The sequence below is a fragment of the Paenibacillus sp. FSL H8-0259 genome, assembly GCF_037963255.1.
Lineage (GTDB): Bacteria > Bacillota > Bacilli > Paenibacillales > Paenibacillaceae > Paenibacillus_AQ > Paenibacillus_AQ phytohabitans.
Map to the genome: position 1 here is coordinate 413,673 of NZ_CP150147.1, position 17,439 is coordinate 431,111.

Below are 17,439 nucleotides of genomic sequence, written 5' to 3' on the forward strand. Positions count from 1 at the left end.
TAGGATAAAATTCCATTTATGAAGAATGGATTTAGTGTAACTCCCAGTATAAGCAGACGTATATTTTAATAAAGGGTAAAGGAGGCGGGGGCCTTGTCCGTACAAAAGGAAATGAAGGAGCCGATCTATTATGGTGATCCGGCGGCTACCAGCGGTATATCCGTGTTTGACCGGGAATTTGATGAACTGTTCAGCTACGACGGAAGCGATCTTGGCTTGAGCTATTCAGTGACCGGCTCGGCGTTCTGTTTATGGGCGCCTACCGCCCAGGAGGCAGAGCTTGTGCTCTATGAATCATGGCAGGAGGCAGCCGGACAGCATATTCCTATGATCCGGGATGTCCGGGGAACCTGGAGAATCACCGTTCCCGGTGATCTGAACGGGAAATTCTACACCTATCGTGTGCGGCTGGGCGATTTGTGGAATGAAGCAGCAGATCCCTACGCCCGTGCTGTCGGTGTGAATGGTGACAGAGGTGCAATTCTTGATATGCGTAAGACAGATCCTGAGCATTGGACGCAGGAGCAGCCGCCGCTGGAGGATCCGGTTGATGCGGTGATCTATGAGCTTCATCTGCGCGACCTGTCAATGCATCCCGCCAGCGGGATTACGCATAAAGGACAATATTTAGGCCTGGCAGAAGCCGGGACGCGCGGCCCTGAAGGGATTCCGACCGGCCTTGACCATATTGCCGCCCTTGGGGTGACTCATGTGCAGCTGCTCCCTGTCTACGATTATGCTACGGAGAGCGTGGATGAGACCCGGCTGGATCAGCCGCATTATAACTGGGGATATGATCCCAAGAACTATAATGTGCCTGAAGGCTCCTATGCTACAGACCCGTATGTGCCGGGCCTGCGCATCAAGGAGCTGAAGACTATGATACAGGCGCTGCATGACCGCGGCCTGCGTGTCATTATGGATGTTGTCTACAATCATGTCTATGACGGGTTCCGCGTGAATTTTACCAAGCTGGTTCCCGGCTATTATCTGCGCTATAAAGAGGATGGCCGGCTGTCCAACGGCTCCGGCTGCGGTAACGACACCGCTTCAGAGCGGAAGATGATGTCACGTTTCATCGTGGAGTCGGTAGTCTACTGGGCGGAGGAATATCATATCGACGGCTTCCGCTTCGATCTGATGGGCTTGCTTGATATTGGCACCATGACAGAAATCCGCCGCCGGCTCGATGAGCTTGATCCTTCCCTGATGACAATAGGGGAGGGCTGGGTGATGGATACGGAGCTGGCAGAGGATCTCCGCGCCAACCAGCGCCATGCGAATGAGCTGCCGGGCATCGGACATTTCAATGACGGTTACCGCGATGCGGTCAAAGGCAATATTTTTCTGCATGACCAGAAAGGCTTCATTAGCGGCGGTAGCGGCTTTGAACGGAATGTGAAGGCTGGGATTGCCGGAGGGATCTACTACGGGCCGGGCCTCGGGCAATACGCCCAGGAGCCCCAGCAAAGTGTTAACTATGTGGAGTGCCATGACAACCACACGTTATGGGATAAGCTTCTGCTGTCCACCGGAGGGATAACGGATGAACAGCGCCGCGCCATGCACCACTTGGCCTCAGCGATGATCCTGACCAGCCAGGGGATTCCCTTCATCCATGCCGGACAGGAGTTCATGCGGACCAAGGACGGGATCGAGAACAGCTATAAATCGCCAGTGGAATACAACTGGCTGGACTGGGAACGCTGCGCCGCCCATGCGGAATCTATAGATTACATGAAGCGGCTGATTGCGCTGCGCGCGGCACGTCCCGCCTTCCGGCTGCGGACCGCCGATGAAATCCGTGACCATCTGGTCTTCGAGGAGTCTCCGGCGCATTCGGTTGCCTTCTCGCTAAGAGATCATGCCGGGGGAGATTCCGCACAGCATCTCTACGTCCTGTACAATGCCAATCCGGATGGAGCCGTTCTTGAGCTGCCTATGCTGGGGGAATGGACGGTTCTGTTCGGCGGGGAGCATGCGGGACAGCTGGACAACGGAATTTTAGCGGCCAGAGGCATTGGGATGGTTGTACTGGCTGTGCTGTAATATACCTGAAAGACAGAACAGGCTGCCCGGGCAGCCTGTTTTTTTTGCCTGTTATAAATAAACCTTTTCCCGGGATAAAAACTACTTCATCTGTCGTAGTAATTATGCTACAATGAACCTAATTACTACGACAGATGAAGTATAGGAGGCAGGCAATTGATCAGCAGTGACGTTATCCGGGGATACAACGATACGATGATCCTCTACATGCTTCTGGACGGGGAGTCTTATGGCTATGAGATTTCCAAGAATATACGGAAGCTTTCGGAAGAGAAATACATTATGAAGGAAACTACGCTCTATTCCGCATTCACCCGGCTGGAGAAGAACGGATATATCGATTCATTTTATCTGGATGAGACTTTTGGGAAAAGACGTACTTATTACCGTATCACCCCGCAGGGCCTGGCCTATTACCGCACCAAATGCGAGGAATGGCAAGTCACGCAAGAAGTCATCAACAAATTCATAAAGGAGCTGTGATGAACTTGGATACAATCGTAGGTTATCTGAACAATATGTTCGCTTCTCTGCCCAGAACGGAACAGATGTATAAGCTGAAGCAGGAGCTGCTTGGCAACATGGAGGAGAAGTATCACGAACTGAAGGATGACGGGAAGTCGGAGAATGAGGCGGTGGGCATCGTCATTTCCGAATTCGGCAACATTGATGAGCTGGTCAGCGAGCTGGGGATCGGGGAGCACCCTAAGGAAGAGCTGCTTCCAATGCTTACTGAAATGGAGACGGAGGAATTCATCGCTGCCAAAAGGAGATCAGGGCTGCTTATAGGTCTTGGCACAGGGCTGATTATGGTGGGCGCCGGCCTGCTCATTCTGATTGCGAGTCTTGGGGAGAACGGGTTTATGAGCTCTGTCTTTTCGGAGGATGCGATGAGCATGATCGGGGTAGGCTTTCTGTTAGTTCTGCTGGTTCCGGCTATTGCGATGTTTATTTACAGCGGCATGCGAATGGAAAAGTATAAATATTTGGAGTCCGGGTTTCATCTGCCTTACCATCTGGAAGCGGATATTCAGCAGAGGCAGTCCGGTTTTGCCGCAACGTATATGCTGTCGCTCATCATGGGAGTCAGCTTGTGCGTATTATCGCCAATTGCTATTTTTGTAGCTTCAGCCTTTGGGGATGATGCCTCCTCGTATGGGGTTGTGGTGCTGCTGGCCGTTGTGGCTGTAGCTGTATTCCTCTTTGTCTATTACGGAAATATCCGGGGAGCGTATCAGATGCTGCTGAAGACCGGGGATTTCAGTAAAGAAAAGAAGGAAGAGGACCGGGTCATCGGTGCAGTAGCCTCCATCGTCTGGCCGCTGGTTACCTGCGTCTTTCTGGTCAGCGGGTTTGTGTACGATCAGTGGCACATCAACTGGATCGTGTTTCCTGTAACAGGGATTCTGTTCGGGGTATTCAGCTCCGCCTACAATATTCTTAAGAGGAAAGACGCAGCCTGAGTTCCGGTGCCGAACCGTTTGCTGTAAAAGGTGACATTGCTCATGTTCGCGCTTAGCGGATAGATGTTAATATGAAGGCATTTATTCCCCTTATTACAACCGTGCAAGAGCCTGTACCGGGGTGATTCCATACCCCTGTGCAGCCTCTTGCTTCGCTGCTTTACAGTGACAGAATGACGGCTGGCGACAGAAGAGTAGGTTTCTTTTTGGAGCCAAATGTGGGCATGAATGCCGCTTTTTATAGTTTCGGCGGCCAATCAGAGAGACTCGGAGGAGACAGGAATGGGTAAAGCAACCGGATTTTTAGAATATCAGCGGCGTACGCCTGCGGAGTGCGAGCCTTTGGAACGGATTAAGAATTGGAATGAGTTTTCGGTGCCGCTGGAGGAAGACCAGCTGCGGGAGCAAGGTGCCCGCTGCATGGATTGCGGAACACCGTTCTGTCATGTAGGACGTCTGCTGAGCGGAATGGCCAGCGGCTGCCCGCTGCACAACCTCATTCCGGAATGGAATGACATGGTATACCGCGGTAACTGGGAGGTAGCGCTGAAACGGCTGCATAAGACGAATAACTTCCCTGAATTTACAGGACGCGTCTGTCCTGCGCCTTGTGAAGGCGCTTGTACCGTTGGTAAGAATGGCGATCCGGTAACGATTAAATCCATTGAGAAGTCGATTGTAGATAAAGGTTTTGCCGAAGGCTGGATTGTACCTGAGCCGCCGCTTACCCGTACGGGTAAAAAGGTTGCGGTCGTCGGTTCCGGACCTGCGGGGCTTGCCTGTGCAGCGCAGCTTAACAAGGCGGGACACACGGTGACGGTATATGAGCGGGCGGACCGGATTGGCGGTCTGTTGACCTACGGCATTCCGAACATGAAGCTGGATAAGAAGAAGGTTCAGCGCCGGGTGGATCTGCTGACAGCGGAAGGGATTACCTTCGTAACCCGGACCGAGATCGGCCGGGATATCCCTGCAGCCCAGCTGCTGGAGGAGCATGATGCCGTAGTTCTCTGCGGCGGATCTACCAAGGCGCGGGAGCTTCCGCTGGAAGGCCGGGAGCTGCAGGGCATCCATCAGGCGATGGAGTTCCTGACCCTGAATACGAAGAGCCTGCTGGATTCCGGGCTGGCTGACGGTGAGTATCTGTCGGCGGCGGGCAAGGATGTTGTTGTTATCGGCGGAGGCGATACAGGTACAGACTGTGTAGCTACCTCTATCCGCCATGGTTGTCGAAGCGTTATCCAGCTCGAAATTATGCCGCAGTCACCGCTAACCCGCCAGCCGGGCAATCCTTGGCCGGAGTGGCCGAAGGTGCTGAAGGTGGACTACGGGCAGCAGGAGGCCGCTTCCCTATATGAAGAAGATCCGCGCCGCTATCTTGTGAACACTAAGCGCTTCGCCGGCGATGAGAACGGACATGTGCAGGAGCTGCACACCGTGCGCATTGAATGGAAGCGTACGGAGGACGGCCGGATGGTACCGGTTGAAGTTCCGGGCAGTGAAGAGGTTATCCAGGCGCAGCTGGTGCTGCTGGCGCTGGGCTTCACCGGACCGGAGGAAACGGTACTTGGACAGCTTGGTGTAGAACGCGATGAGCGTTCCAATGTTAAGGCTGAATTTGGCGCGCAGGCCACGAGTGTGGCGGGTGTCTTCACGGCCGGCGACATGCGGCGCGGCCAGAGTCTTGTGGTCTGGGCAATTAACGAGGGCCGTCAGGCCGCCCGTGAAGTGGACCGCTTCCTGATGGGCTCGTCCAACCTGCCATGAGGAGCTTTTAGATATACGAGTAAGCGGAGTTAACAGCAGGGCGCCCCGCCGGGGCGTCTTGCTTTGCGTTAACCGGGCGGGGGCGTTTACAATGGATGCATGGATTTACCCCATTCCTCCTGTTTGATTCGTTGCTGGCAGAACCAGAACCGGAGATTCTTAAGTTCACATTGCACAGGCATAATTGTTGTACGTATTGCAACTTTAATTGGGTGATACCGGGGTGTTTGGGAGGATTGTTGTATGAAATACAGCAATTGTCCCGCAAACCCGCCTGGAGAAGGAGAGTTGCTGTATTTAGTACAACAATTTCCGATTACGCCCGATATTGTGAGGAGAATGTTGTATTTCGTGCAGGATTCCACCACTAACAGTGGGTAGTCCAAAATTCCTGTGGCAGCAGAGGCTGGGATTTCAAAAAATTACCCGGACATCATTAAGCTAAAGCTATATAACGGAGAGGAAGAACAAAGATGAAACTAATGTTTATTTCCGATATTCACGGGTCGCTGCACTGGCTGGAGCAGGCATTGGCCAAGGCGGAGGAGGAGCAGCCGCACACGCTGGTTATTCTGGGAGACTTCCTGTATCACGGGCCGAGAAATCCGCTGCCGGAGGGTTATAATCCCCAGGGCGTTGCTGACAGGCTGAATGCTTATGGTAAATCGCTGGTTGCCGTGAGAGGTAACTGTGATGCTGAAGTAGACCAGATGCTCCTGCAGTTCCCAATGATGGGCGACTACGTAATGATTCTCCATGAGGGCCGGAAGATTTACGCTACGCACGGGCATGGATTCAGCATCGATAACTTGCCGGCGCTGTCCCCGCAGGATGTGTTCATCCAGGGACATACGCATCTGCCGGTGGCGGATGTGAAGGAGGGTATTGTTGTGCTTAACCCCGGATCGATCTCCCTGCCCAAAGAGAACAATCCCAATTCTTACGGAATCCTGGACAATGGTGAATTCAGCATCAAGGATTTTGCGGGCAATGTCATTAAGCATATTACACTGTAAAATAGCAGCATAACGCTAATCCCTCTGGATATTTCCAGGGGGATTATTGCGGTCCGGCAATTGAGCACACAGGCATATTATTGTATGATGGGTGAGGAGCTTGCGGCTAACAGGGCAGCTTCAAATATAAACGGCAGAGGTAACTAAATGACGTATCCCAAAGATTTAAACTATACAATGCCGGCGGAATGGGCCGAGCATGAACGGACCTTCATCTCCTGGCCGGTGCAGGACTCTATGGTATATCCGGACAACCATGCGGCGGTAAGTGCGGGTTATGCCGAGATTATCAGAGCCATTGCCGAGTTCGAGCCGGTAACGGTGATTGTGAACCCTGATGATATGGAGACAGTAGAACAGCTCGGACTTGGGGCTAATGTGACGCTGCTGCCTATCAAGCACAATGATGCCTGGCTGCGCGATAACGGACCGACCTTTGTAGTGAATGCTGAAGGCAAGCTTGCCGGTGTGAACTGGAAGTTCAATGCCTGGGGCGGCAAATATTCGCCATGGGATCTTGACGATAAGGTAGCTCCGCAAATTCTGGAGCAGCTTGAGATCAGCAGCTTCGATGCACCGCTTGTCATGGAGGGCGGATCGATTCATACCGACGGCGAAGGCACACTGCTGACTACCGAAGAATGCCTGCTGAACACGAACCGCAATCCTGAGCTGAACCGGGAAGAGATTGCCGGCTTAGTGAAGCAATATACGGGAACTGAGTCGATCATCTGGCTGAAGCGCGGCCTCAGCGGGGACGAGACGGACGGTCATGTCGATAACATCGCCTGCTTTGCCGCGCCGGGCAAGGTGATCATCCAGGTCTGCGGGGACCCGCAGGATGAGAACTATGCCATTTCGGAGGAGAACCTGCGTATTCTGGAGCAGGCTACCGATGCCAAGGGACGGAAGCTGGAGATTATCCGCATTCAGCAGCCGCCCCGTGTAGATTATGAAGGCAGCCGGTTGACCCTGAGCTATCTGAATTTCTATTTTGTAAACGGCGGGATTATACTGCCGGTATTCGGCGGTACGGCGGCAGAGACAGACAGGCTTGCCGAAGAGACGCTTGCCGGACTGTTCCCGGAACGCAGAATTCGCACAGTGAACGGAATGGCCGTAATTGGTGAAGGCGGGAACGTGCACTGCACCACCCAACAGATGCCTGCTGTGAACTAAGCTGTAACTTGAAGTTGAACTTACTAACAACATAAAGGGCAAAAGTAACGGAGGGGAATTTTGGAACCGGAAGGAGCGAAAGCGGCCGGAAGTCCAAACATTCAACGCAGTTACACTTCGCCCAGATGGGAATTTAAAGTTCATAATGGGAGGAACAACTGTGAGAAAAGTAAAAGTGGCCGCAACACAAATGAGCTGTTCCGGCGACATTGATGAGAATATCCGCAAGGCCGAGACGCTGGTCAGAGAAGCGGCAGCCCAGGGCGCGCAGATTATTCTGCTGCAGGAGCTGTTTGAGACACCGTATTTCTGCCAGAAGGAGAAATCCGATTATTACGCCTATGCCACCGAGCTAGAGCACAACAAGGCTGTGAACCATTTCAAGGCGATAGCCAAAGAACTCGAAGTGGTGCTGCCGATCAGCTTTTATGAGAAAAAGAACTACGCGCGTTATAACTCGCTGGCCGTGATTGATGCCGACGGAACGGTGATGGGCAAATACCGCAAGAGCCATATTCCTGACGGCCCCGGCTATGAAGAGAAGTTCTACTTCAACCCGGGCGATACCGGCTTCAAGGTGTGGAATACCCGTTATGCCAAAATCGGTGTCGGCGTCTGCTGGGATCAATGGTATCCGGAAGCAGCGCGGGTAATGAGTCTGATGGGGGCGGAGATTCTGTTCTACCCTACAGCTATCGGCTCGGAGCCGCAGGACGGCTCGATCGATTCCAAGGATCACTGGCAGACCTGCATGCTGGGTCATGCAGCCGCTAACCTGATTCCTGTCGTCGCCTCCAACCGGATCGGTGAGGAGATTGACGAGGATTCCAGCATTAACTTCTACGGCTCTTCGTTCATTGCCGGCCCGCAGGGCAACAAGATTGCCGAAGCCGGGCGCGATGAGCAGGGTGTACTGGTCAGTGAATTCGACCTTGATGCGCTTGAGGTTGGCCGGATCGAATGGGGAATCTTCCGCGACCGCCGTCCGGAGCTGTACCGGCTGATTGCTTCATATGACGGGGACCTGACGTTCTGATTGGAAATGAATGAAGTGAATAACAGTTATGATAGCAAGCAGCCAGGACGCTGCCGGGGATATCACTCTCCGGACAGCCTCCTGGCTGCTTTTTATATGAAGATAGACCTGAATTCTAAGATTAGGCAGCTGTAAATGTTACAATACATCGATATTATGTCATGTTATATAACATACACAGGAAAAGTTAATTGTCACCATCGCTTTAATCTGATAAAATCTCTTTAAGTTATTTTATAAATAAGTAGGGGGATTGGAGCATGGGAATCAGAAAAAAATGGGCAATGTCAGGTATGGTGGCATTCCTGGTCCTGGCAATGGTCGGCTGTGGTTCGGATAATAACGCAGGCAGCGGCAATGCGGCCGGAGAGAGCATCAAGTTCGCCAGCGATGCCAGTTATGCACCTATGGAGTATATGGATACAGACACTATCAAGGGTTTTGACATTGATTTCATTAAAGCGGTTATGGAGGAAGCGGGTATCGATTACACCGTGACGAACACAGGCTGGGATACGATGCTGACCAGTGTTCAGCAAGGCACTGAATATCAGGCGGGGCTATCTTCGGTATCCATTACAGATGAGCGCAAGGAAACCTATGACTACTCCATTCCTTATTTCGAATCCACGAACATGATCATGGTTAAGGAAGGCAGCGATATCAAGTCTGCTCTTGATTTGAAGGATAAGAAGGTTGCCGTTCAGGCAGCAACAACTGCGGATGATCTCATGAGCGGCATTATGGGGATCGACAACGGCAATCTGAAGCGTTATGACAGCAATGCCGTAGCCCTGATGGAGCTGAACGGCGGCGGAGCGGATGCGGTGGTTGCGGATATCGCCATCGTGAACGAATACATCAAGAACAATCCGAATGAGAAGCTGACCGGTATCATCGACAAGGAGAACTTCGGTTCCGAATATTACGGTATCCTCTATCCTAAGGGCAGTGAATGGAAAGCCAAGCTGGACCCGGCGATCAAGAAGATCATCGAGAACGGCAAATATGCGGAAATCTACAAAGAATGGTTCGGCGATGAGCCGGATACGGCCACACTTTTGAGCGCAGAGTAAGCGGAGTAACAATTAAGCATGCGTAATGATTGCTATTGCGCATGCTTCTTTTTTTGAAACACAAGAGAAACATAGAGAAAGCTATAAGCAGAAGAGAAGGGAAGAGTTCTATGGATTTCAGATTTGACATCATCGTTCATTATTTACCGGTTTTACTTAAGGGGACCCTGTTCACCATAGGTGTATCGCTGGTTTCGATCCTGTGCGGGTCCATTCTGGGACTGGTTATCGGGTTCGGCAAAATGGCGCCCAGATGGTATTTCCGCTGGCCGTTTCATGCGTATATCAACATCTTCCGCGGAACACCGCTGTACGTCCAGATTCTGATCGTCCATTTCGGGCTGATTCCCTTGTTCTATGGTAAAACCTATGCGCTGATGAGCGCATTTGTGGCGCTCTCGCTCAATTCCGCGGCGTATTCCGCAGAAATTTTCCGTGCCGGCATCCAGTCAATTGACCCCGGACAACGGGAAGCCGCCCTGTCACTCGGGATGACCAAACTCCAGGCGATGCGCTTCATTATTCTGCCTCAGGCCATCAAACGGATGGTTCCGGCGTTCGGGAATGAATTCATCGTCCTCGTTAAGGATTCCTCGCTGCTGGCGCTGATTGCCGCACCGGAGATTATGTACTGGAGCAATACCATGAAAGGCCAATATCTGCGGATCTGGGAGCCTTATCTGACCGCTGCACTGATCTATTTCATTCTGACCTACTCCCTCAGCAAGCTGCTTAATTATATCGAACGGAAGGTGTAACCCTATATGGAGCCTATTATCTCAGTGAAGCATCTGCATAAATCCTTCGGTGCCCATAAGGTACTGACCGATATCAGCGTCGACATTCACAGCCGGGAGGTTGTGGTGGTCATCGGACCTTCGGGTTCGGGCAAATCGACCTTTCTGCGCTGCCTCAATCTGCTGGAGCAGCCGCAGGAAGGCGATATTATAATTGAAGGCACTTCCTTGATGGCCAAAAGCACAAGGATTAACGATATCCGTACCGAAGTAGGCATGGTCTTTCAGCAGTTCAATCTGTTCCCGCACAAAAAAGTGATCGAGAATATTATGCTGGCCCCGATGCAGGTCCGCAAATGGCCGGCTGACAAAGCCCGTCAAAAAGCGCTGGAGCTGCTGCAAAAGGTGGGACTGAGCGAGAAGGCGGAGATGTATCCATCCTCGCTCTCGGGCGGTCAAGCCCAGCGTGTGGCGATTGCGCGCGCGCTGGCGATGGAGCCGAAGATCATGCTGTTTGATGAACCGACTTCTGCACTGGACCCCGAGATGGTGGGCGAGGTGCTCGCGGTCATGAAGGATTTGGCCAGTGAAGGAATGACTATGGTTGTAGTAACGCATGAGATGGGCTTTGCCCGTGAAGTGGGAGACCGTGTCCTCTTTATGGAACAGGGAATTGTAGTGGAGCAGGGGGTACCCGAGCAGTTGTTCGGAAATCCGTCACATGAGCGCACCCGGGAATTCCTGTCCAAGGTACTGTGAGAATCTGTCAAAGTAGAATATTGTTATTTAATCGGTTATATTAGAAGAGTAAGAATTAGGCAATGGGACCATCGGTTGAATATCTGCCCGGAATGGCGGGGAGGAGGCTCGGGGATATCTTTTTTTAAAGTATAAGGATTTATGGGCTACGCATAATAATTTATCCTTATATTTCCGGCAGAAGCGGATATGGTGCTTATAGTACGGCACAGCCCGTTCTACTGGTCATAATTCAGAATGATAGAAGGAGAATACGATGAGCACATTTAAAAATTGGCTAAATACGACAAAAACCGGACTGACAGAACAAGTTAAGAAGTTTAAAAATAAAGACTTTATGAACGCGGTAGTTGCAGGCTGCGCACTGGTTGCTGCGGCTGACGGCAAGATTGAGGAATCCGAGAAGAACAAAATGGCCGGATATATGAACCTCAGCAATGAATTGAAGGTATTTGACATGAGAGATGTCATCAACCAGTTCAACTTCTATGTAAGCAACTTCGAGTTCTCGCCGGAAATCGGCAAGCAGGAAGCGCTCAAATCGATCGCGAAATTCAGCGGCAAACCGGAGATCGGACGTGTCATTGTGGGCGTATGCTCCGCGATCGGTGCGGCTGACGGCGACTTCGATGAGCATGAGAAAGCGGTTGTCCGGAATATCTGCAGTGTGCTGGGACTGAGCCCAAGCGAATTCAGCCTGTAATACAGGCCGGGGGGCATCCGCAATTGGATGAAACTTAGGCGTTTCTTCATCGTATCACTGATATAACACCCGCAAGAAGGACTTACAGGCAGTGATTACTACTGGAAACGGAGGTACGTAAAGTTGGCTGGAATCAATCTGGTAAAAGGTCAGAAGATCGATTTAACTAAAGGGAATGCCGGACTGTCTAACGTAATCGTAGGACTGGGCTGGGACCCTGCCGAACCGGCAAGAGGCTTCTTTGGTGTCAAGAAACAGGCGAATGTGGACTGCGATGCTTCCGCTCTGCTGCTGAATGAGAATGGCAAGCTGACCAATAAGCTGAACCTCGTCTGCTTTCACAACAAACAGAATACGAACAACTCTGTAGTTCACTCGGGAGATAACCTGACGGGTGAAGGAGACGGCGACGACGAGCAGATCATGGTGAATCTGAAGTCGATTCCTGCCGATGTCCATAAGGTTCTGGTTGTGGTTAACATCTACGATGCGGTGAACCGCAAGCAGGATTTCGGGATGATCAAATCGGCATATATCCGGATTATCAACGCGGCCGGGAACGGCGAGCTGATCAAGTTTAATCTGACGGACAATTACACAGGCTTCACGGCACTGATCTGCGGCGAGCTGTACCGCCATGGCGAAGAGTGGAAATTCGCAGCCATCGGTGAAGGCGCGCACGCAGCACATATCAATCAACTGGCTGAACGTTATATCTAATTCCAATTTGAGAAAAGAGGGTTCTATTCATGGCTATTAACTTATCCAAGGGACAAAAAATCGATTTGACCAAAACTAATCCGGGCTTGTCCAAAATTACAGTCGGCCTCGGATGGGATACGAATAAATACGATGGCGGTAAGGACTTCGACCTCGACGTGTCTGTGTTCCTGACCAATGCTAACGGCAAAGTGGATAAAGAAACAAACTTCATCTTCTTCAACAACAAGCAGAACGAGAACGCTTCCGTTGTTCACACCGGCGACAACCGCACAGGTGAAGGCGACGGAGACGATGAGCAGGTTCAGGTTGATTTGCTCAATGTTCCTGCGGATGTTGATAAAATTGCGTTCACCATTACAATCTACGAAGCGGAAGCCAGAAGCCAGAACTTTGGACAAGTCTCCCGTTCTTATGTGCGTATCGTGAATGATGCGAACAGTGAAGAATTGATCCGTTTTGACCTGGGCGAAGATTTCTCCGTTGAAACGGGCGTTGTTGTCGGCGAATTGTACCGCAATGGTGCAGAGTGGAAATTCAATGCCATCGGCAGCGGCTACAAAGACGGCCTCTCCGGACTGACCCGTGATTACGGTCTGCAATAAGACCCTGATGACTCCGGGAATTAAATCTTTGAGGAAAGAAGGTTTTTGCCAGTGACGATCAGTCTTTCCAAAGGACAGCGGATTGATCTTACCAAGACCAATCCGGGCCTGACGAAGGTAGTTGTAGGACTTGGCTGGGATACAAACAAGTATAGCGGCGGCAAGGATTTCGACCTGGATGCTTCAGCATTTCTGCTGCATGAGGACGGCAAAGCCAAAGGCGAAGACGACTTTGTATTCTATAACAACCCAAGCGGCGGGACAGGCTCTGTAACCCATACAGGCGATAACCGTACAGGTGAAGGCGACGGGGACGATGAGCAGATTCTTGTAGATTTCAGCCTGGTGCCGGCGAATATTCAGCGCATTGGGATTACAGTGACGATCTATGATTATGAGACGCGGGTGCAGAACTTTGGACAGGTATCGAACGCATTTGTTCGTGTTGTAGATGCTTCCAGCGACCGCGAGATTCTGCGGTTTGACCTGGGTGAGGATTTCTCCACCGAGACAGCTGTTGTCTTCTGTGAATTCTACCGCCATGGGGCGGACTGGAAGTTCCAGGCGATCGGCAGCGGGTTTGCCGGCGGGCTCAGCGCTCTATGCAAGAATTATGGACTGGATGCACAATAATGCTTCAAAGGCGGGATCATCATCGATCCTGCCCTTTTTATAGACAAAAGTGTATAAGTTGCACTCTTATCCATTTATAAAGGTGGCGTAAGAATGAGTACTGAAGTAGTTAAAGGGCAGAAAGCAGACCTGACCAAAGGAAACCCGGGAATCCGCAATATCATTGTAGAGATCGGGTGGAAGGCTCCATCTTCCATGGATATTGACGCCTCTGCGTTCCTGCTCGGGGCGCAAGGCAAAGTAAATAGTGACGATGATCTGATCTTTTATAATAACCCGTCTACGCCTTATATCAGATATAAGGATGTGCCGGGTGCAGCTTCGGGGGGACTTAAGCAGTTCGAGGTGGGACTGGACAAGATTCCTGCAGGTATCGCGAAGATAGCCTTTACCCTTACCCTGTATGATGGCGAGAACCGCAAGCAAATGTTCGGACAGATGAGCGAGGCCCAGTGCCGGATCCTGGATCAGGCGACAGGGGCGGAAATTCTGCGGTGTAACCTGGGAAATCATTTCTCTGTGGAAACAGCTGTTGTGGTAGGAGAATTATATAGATACGGCGAAGAATGGAAATTCAGTGCGATCGTTGCAGGCTTCTCCGGCGGACTCAAAGCGCTGTGCGGCAACTATGGCATAGAAGTGGAGGATGAGCCTGCTCCGGCGGCTGCACCGCAGCCTGAGAAGAAGACGGCACCGCCGGAACGCACGCCGCTTCAGGTGCCGCCACCGAAGGTGGAGCAAGCCAGACCTGCTATAGTAATTCCTCCTCCGCCTGCGCCGAAGCAGACGGAAGCTCCCGCACCGCCGCTGAATCTCAATCTGAAGAAGATTGAGCTGAAGAAGAAGGGCGATTCCATCAACCTGAAGAAATCAGCCTCCGGTCTCGGTGAACTCGTCATCAACCTGAACTGGAACCAGAAGCAGGGTGGTGGACTGTTCAGCCGTAACAAGGGCGGCGTGGATCTCGATCTTGCCTGCCTGTATGAACTCAAGAACGGCAGCAAAGGAGTTGTGCAGGCACTGGGTAATGCGTTCGGCAACCTGCAGCAGCCGCCGTACATCATGCTGGATGGGGATGACCGGACAGGCTCCGTAACATCCGGCGAGAATCTGCGTATAAACGGAAGTAAGGTTGCACAAATCGAAAGAATTTTAGTGTTTTCTTTTATTTACAAGGGAGTTACCAATTGGTCTGAGGCGGATGGGGTGGTTACCCTGAAGCAGGATGGAGGACCGGATATTGTCGTTAATCTGGACGAGCATAACAACCGTAAGGGCATGTGCGCCATCGCGCTGATCCGGAATGTAGGCAACGAGACCTTCAGTATTGAACGGCTTGTGCAATATTTCAGCGGTCATAAGGAGATGGATGAGGCCTATGGCTGGGGGCTTCGCTGGGTAGCAGGCAGCAAATAATTTTATTTTACCGGAGGCGCAAGTGGAATGGACTGGTTCAGTGATTTTTTTAGGAGTATCAGTGAGAATTATGGGCATTTCTTCTCCTGGAGTGATGTTGTAGCGACGCTCTCCGATCCTGTCAGCTGGGGGATTATAGGGAGTCTGGTTCTGCTGGAGGGCCTGCTCTCCGCAGATAACGCGCTCGTGCTGGCGGTAATGGTTAAGCATTTACCGAAAGAGCAGCAGCGTAAGGCACTGTTTTACGGGATACTCGGCGCTTATTTATTCAGATTCCTGGCGATTGGTCTGGGTACCTTCCTGATTGGATTCTGGGAGGTTAAGGCTCTAGGTGCTCTGTATCTCTTCTACATTGCCTATAAAGGTCTGTTTAAGAGTGGCGGAGAAGAAGGGGAGACGAAGAACAAAGGCACCTCTTTCTGGAGGACGGTGCTCCTGGTTGAATTAATGGATATTGCCTTCAGTATTGACAGTGTAGTTGCTGCATTCGGTCTTAGTAATCAAGTCTGGGTGCTATTCCTGGGGGGTATCCTCGGCGTGCTGATGATGCGCGGCGTGGCACAGGTATTCCTCAAGCTGATTGCTAAATACCCTGAACTGGAACAGTCAGCCTTCCTGCTCATTGCACTTATTGCCGGTAAAATGCTTGCTGGTGCGTTCGGGTATGAGATGCCGCATGTGATCTTCTTCACGGTTCTGATTGCAGTGTTTGTGGGTACCATTGTGTACAGCGCCAGTAAACGCAAAAAAGAGGCGAACCGCAAAGCCTGATTCCCCTGATGGATAGCTTTAGATTCATAGCTGTACAGGAAGCCGGGGAGTTCACGGGAAGGGTGGACTCCGGCGTGCTTCCGGGTAATCGTTATATGTTATAGCATGGCCTTTGCTTGTATTTGAGAAAGCCGGATGCCGTCCCCGAGAGGACGGCATAGCCGGTTCTGCTTGTCTCTATATGGAGAGGCTATTCGTTTTGTGCTTGGCACAACATTAAGGGGGAAAGGCCTTGAGATATTTCGATTACCTTACGCAAGAACAGGAAACTTCATTATTTCATGTTCCGCCGGTTTCATTTGATCATACAACCAGCAAGGATTTACTGGCTTATGCCGTCGGAGCTGCCCTTTATATGCCTGCTACAAGGTCCAGTGTTGCCGAAGATATTATTAAGCTGAGAGCCTCGGGGCTCGTTACGGTAATCATAGATCTGGAGGATGCCATAGGGGATGGCGAGGTGGATTATGCTGAAGAATCCGTTGTGCGGCATCTCGCCTTCCTGTCCGCTTACGCCGAGAATGATCCGGAGCCCAGAGGCAGTCTGCCGCTGCTGTTCATCCGTGTACGCAATCCGGAGCAGCTGCAGGATCTGATTTTCCGGCTGGGTTCTTTAATAACGATGCTGACCGGTTTTGTGTTTCCCAAGTTTTCTGTCCTGAACGGTGTGGAATTTTTTGAGGCCATTGCCGACTACAATAACACGCGTACTTATTCAGCCCCTGTGCTGTACGGAATGCCGATTCTGGAGAATGCTCCGATCATCTACCGGGAGAGCCGGCTGGACAGCCTGCTGGCCATCCGTGATCTGCTGGGGCAATACCGCGAATATGTGCTCAATGTCAGAATTGGAGCAACGGATTTCTCCAGCCTGTTTGGACTGCGGCGCAGTCCCGATATCAGCATCTATGACCTGACGCCGATCCGCGACTGCATGTCGGATATTATTAATATATTTGGCCGTGTGGAAGAAGGGTATGTCATCTCGGGACCTGTGTGGGAATACTTCGCCAGCAAAGGACACCGGGTTCTGCGTCCTCAGCTTCGCGAGACTCCTTTTGAAGATACCTATGGCAAACATGGCCGTGAGATGCGGAATAAATACATTTCCAGCTCGATGGATGGCCTGATCCGTGAAGTGATTTTGGACAAGGAAAACGGTATTGTGGGCAAAACGATCATTCATCCTTCCCATCTCAGACCCGTGCAGGCGATGTATACAGTAATGCATGAAGAATATGTGGACGCTTTAAGTATTGTGGAGAGCAATGATGGCAGCCGCGGAGTGTTCAAGAGCGAATATTACAACAAGATGAATGAAATTAAGCCGCATTTGAACTGGGCTAGACGTATTTTACTACGATCTCAAATATACGGGGTGTTACATGAACAACAGCATTTTGTCGGATTACTACCCGAGAACGAATATACACACGTTTAATATCGTCGAAAATCTGCAGGTTACGGTAACGGAAACCTCCAACCCCTTTCATATGCCCGTGGAAGCCT

Annotated in this window: 17 protein-coding genes; all 17 read left to right on the forward strand. The window is 51.4% G+C overall.

Annotated elements, in window-relative coordinates; all coding sequences use genetic code 11:
- Window positions 1-93: 93 nt before the first annotated feature.
- Window positions 94-2,049 (forward strand): type I pullulanase, encoded by a 1,956-nt coding sequence (gene pulA, locus NSU01_RS01835; RefSeq protein WP_076243518.1) that lies wholly within the window; start codon window positions 94-96, stop codon window positions 2,047-2,049.
- 156 nt (window positions 2,050-2,205) lie between these two features.
- Window positions 2,206-2,532, forward strand: coding sequence for a PadR family transcriptional regulator (locus NSU01_RS01840; RefSeq protein WP_076243519.1), 327 nt, complete (start codon window positions 2,206-2,208; stop codon window positions 2,530-2,532).
- Between the two features lie 5 nt (window positions 2,533-2,537).
- The gene (locus NSU01_RS01845; RefSeq protein ID WP_076243574.1) at window positions 2,538-3,512 is read left to right on the forward strand and encodes a permease prefix domain 1-containing protein; all 975 of its coding nucleotides are present in this window, start codon (window positions 2,538-2,540) and stop codon (window positions 3,510-3,512) included.
- Window positions 3,513-3,794: 282 nt separating this feature from the next.
- Window positions 3,795-5,279, forward strand: a complete 1,485-nt coding sequence (locus NSU01_RS01850; RefSeq protein ID WP_076243520.1) for a glutamate synthase subunit beta — start codon at window positions 3,795-3,797, stop codon at window positions 5,277-5,279.
- Window positions 5,280-5,752: 473 nt separating this feature from the next.
- Entirely contained in the window at window positions 5,753-6,295 is a 543-nt protein-coding gene (gene yfcE / locus NSU01_RS01855; RefSeq protein WP_042132974.1) for a phosphodiesterase, read from the forward strand.
- Window positions 6,296-6,442: 147 nt separating this feature from the next.
- Complete coding sequence (locus tag NSU01_RS01860; protein ID WP_042132976.1) at window positions 6,443-7,474, forward strand: agmatine deiminase family protein; 1,032 nt, start codon at window positions 6,443-6,445, stop codon at window positions 7,472-7,474.
- A gap of 160 nt (window positions 7,475-7,634) precedes the next feature.
- A complete protein-coding gene (gene aguB / locus NSU01_RS01865; protein WP_076243521.1) occupies window positions 7,635-8,510 on the forward strand; it encodes an N-carbamoylputrescine amidase in 876 nt (291 codons plus the stop codon).
- Window positions 8,511-8,770: 260 nt separating this feature from the next.
- Window positions 8,771-9,586, forward strand: coding sequence for a transporter substrate-binding domain-containing protein (locus NSU01_RS01870; RefSeq protein ID WP_081969796.1), 816 nt, complete (start codon window positions 8,771-8,773; stop codon window positions 9,584-9,586).
- A 110-nt stretch (window positions 9,587-9,696) separates the two neighbouring features.
- Entirely contained in the window at window positions 9,697-10,344 is a 648-nt protein-coding gene (locus NSU01_RS01875) for an amino acid ABC transporter permease (RefSeq protein WP_039299378.1), read from the forward strand.
- 15 nt (window positions 10,345-10,359) lie between these two features.
- A complete protein-coding gene (locus NSU01_RS01880) occupies window positions 10,360-11,082 on the forward strand; it encodes an amino acid ABC transporter ATP-binding protein (protein ID WP_042140674.1) in 723 nt (240 codons plus the stop codon).
- A 256-nt stretch (window positions 11,083-11,338) separates the two neighbouring features.
- On the forward strand, window positions 11,339-11,785 hold the full coding sequence (locus NSU01_RS01885; RefSeq protein ID WP_042132981.1) for a tellurite resistance TerB family protein: 447 nt from the start codon (window positions 11,339-11,341) through the stop codon (window positions 11,783-11,785).
- 123 nt (window positions 11,786-11,908) lie between these two features.
- A complete protein-coding gene (locus NSU01_RS01890) occupies window positions 11,909-12,505 on the forward strand; it encodes a TerD family protein (protein ID WP_042132983.1) in 597 nt (198 codons plus the stop codon).
- 29 nt (window positions 12,506-12,534) lie between these two features.
- Window positions 12,535-13,110 (forward strand): TerD family protein, encoded by a 576-nt coding sequence (locus NSU01_RS01895; RefSeq protein WP_042132985.1) that lies wholly within the window; start codon window positions 12,535-12,537, stop codon window positions 13,108-13,110.
- Window positions 13,111-13,161: 51 nt separating this feature from the next.
- Window positions 13,162-13,743 carry a TerD family protein gene (locus tag NSU01_RS01900; protein ID WP_042132987.1) on the forward strand — a complete coding sequence of 194 codons (582 nt, stop codon included), beginning with the start codon at window positions 13,162-13,164 and terminating at the stop codon, window positions 13,741-13,743.
- Between the two features lie 93 nt (window positions 13,744-13,836).
- Entirely contained in the window at window positions 13,837-15,159 is a 1,323-nt protein-coding gene (locus tag NSU01_RS01905) for a TerD family protein (RefSeq protein WP_076243522.1), read from the forward strand.
- Window positions 15,160-15,186: 27 nt separating this feature from the next.
- Complete coding sequence (locus NSU01_RS01910; protein ID WP_042132991.1) at window positions 15,187-15,930, forward strand: TerC family protein; 744 nt, start codon at window positions 15,187-15,189, stop codon at window positions 15,928-15,930.
- 232 nt (window positions 15,931-16,162) lie between these two features.
- A complete protein-coding gene (locus NSU01_RS01915) occupies window positions 16,163-17,371 on the forward strand; it encodes an HpcH/HpaI aldolase/citrate lyase family protein (protein WP_042132993.1) in 1,209 nt (402 codons plus the stop codon).
- Window positions 17,372-17,439 lie beyond the last annotated feature (68 nt).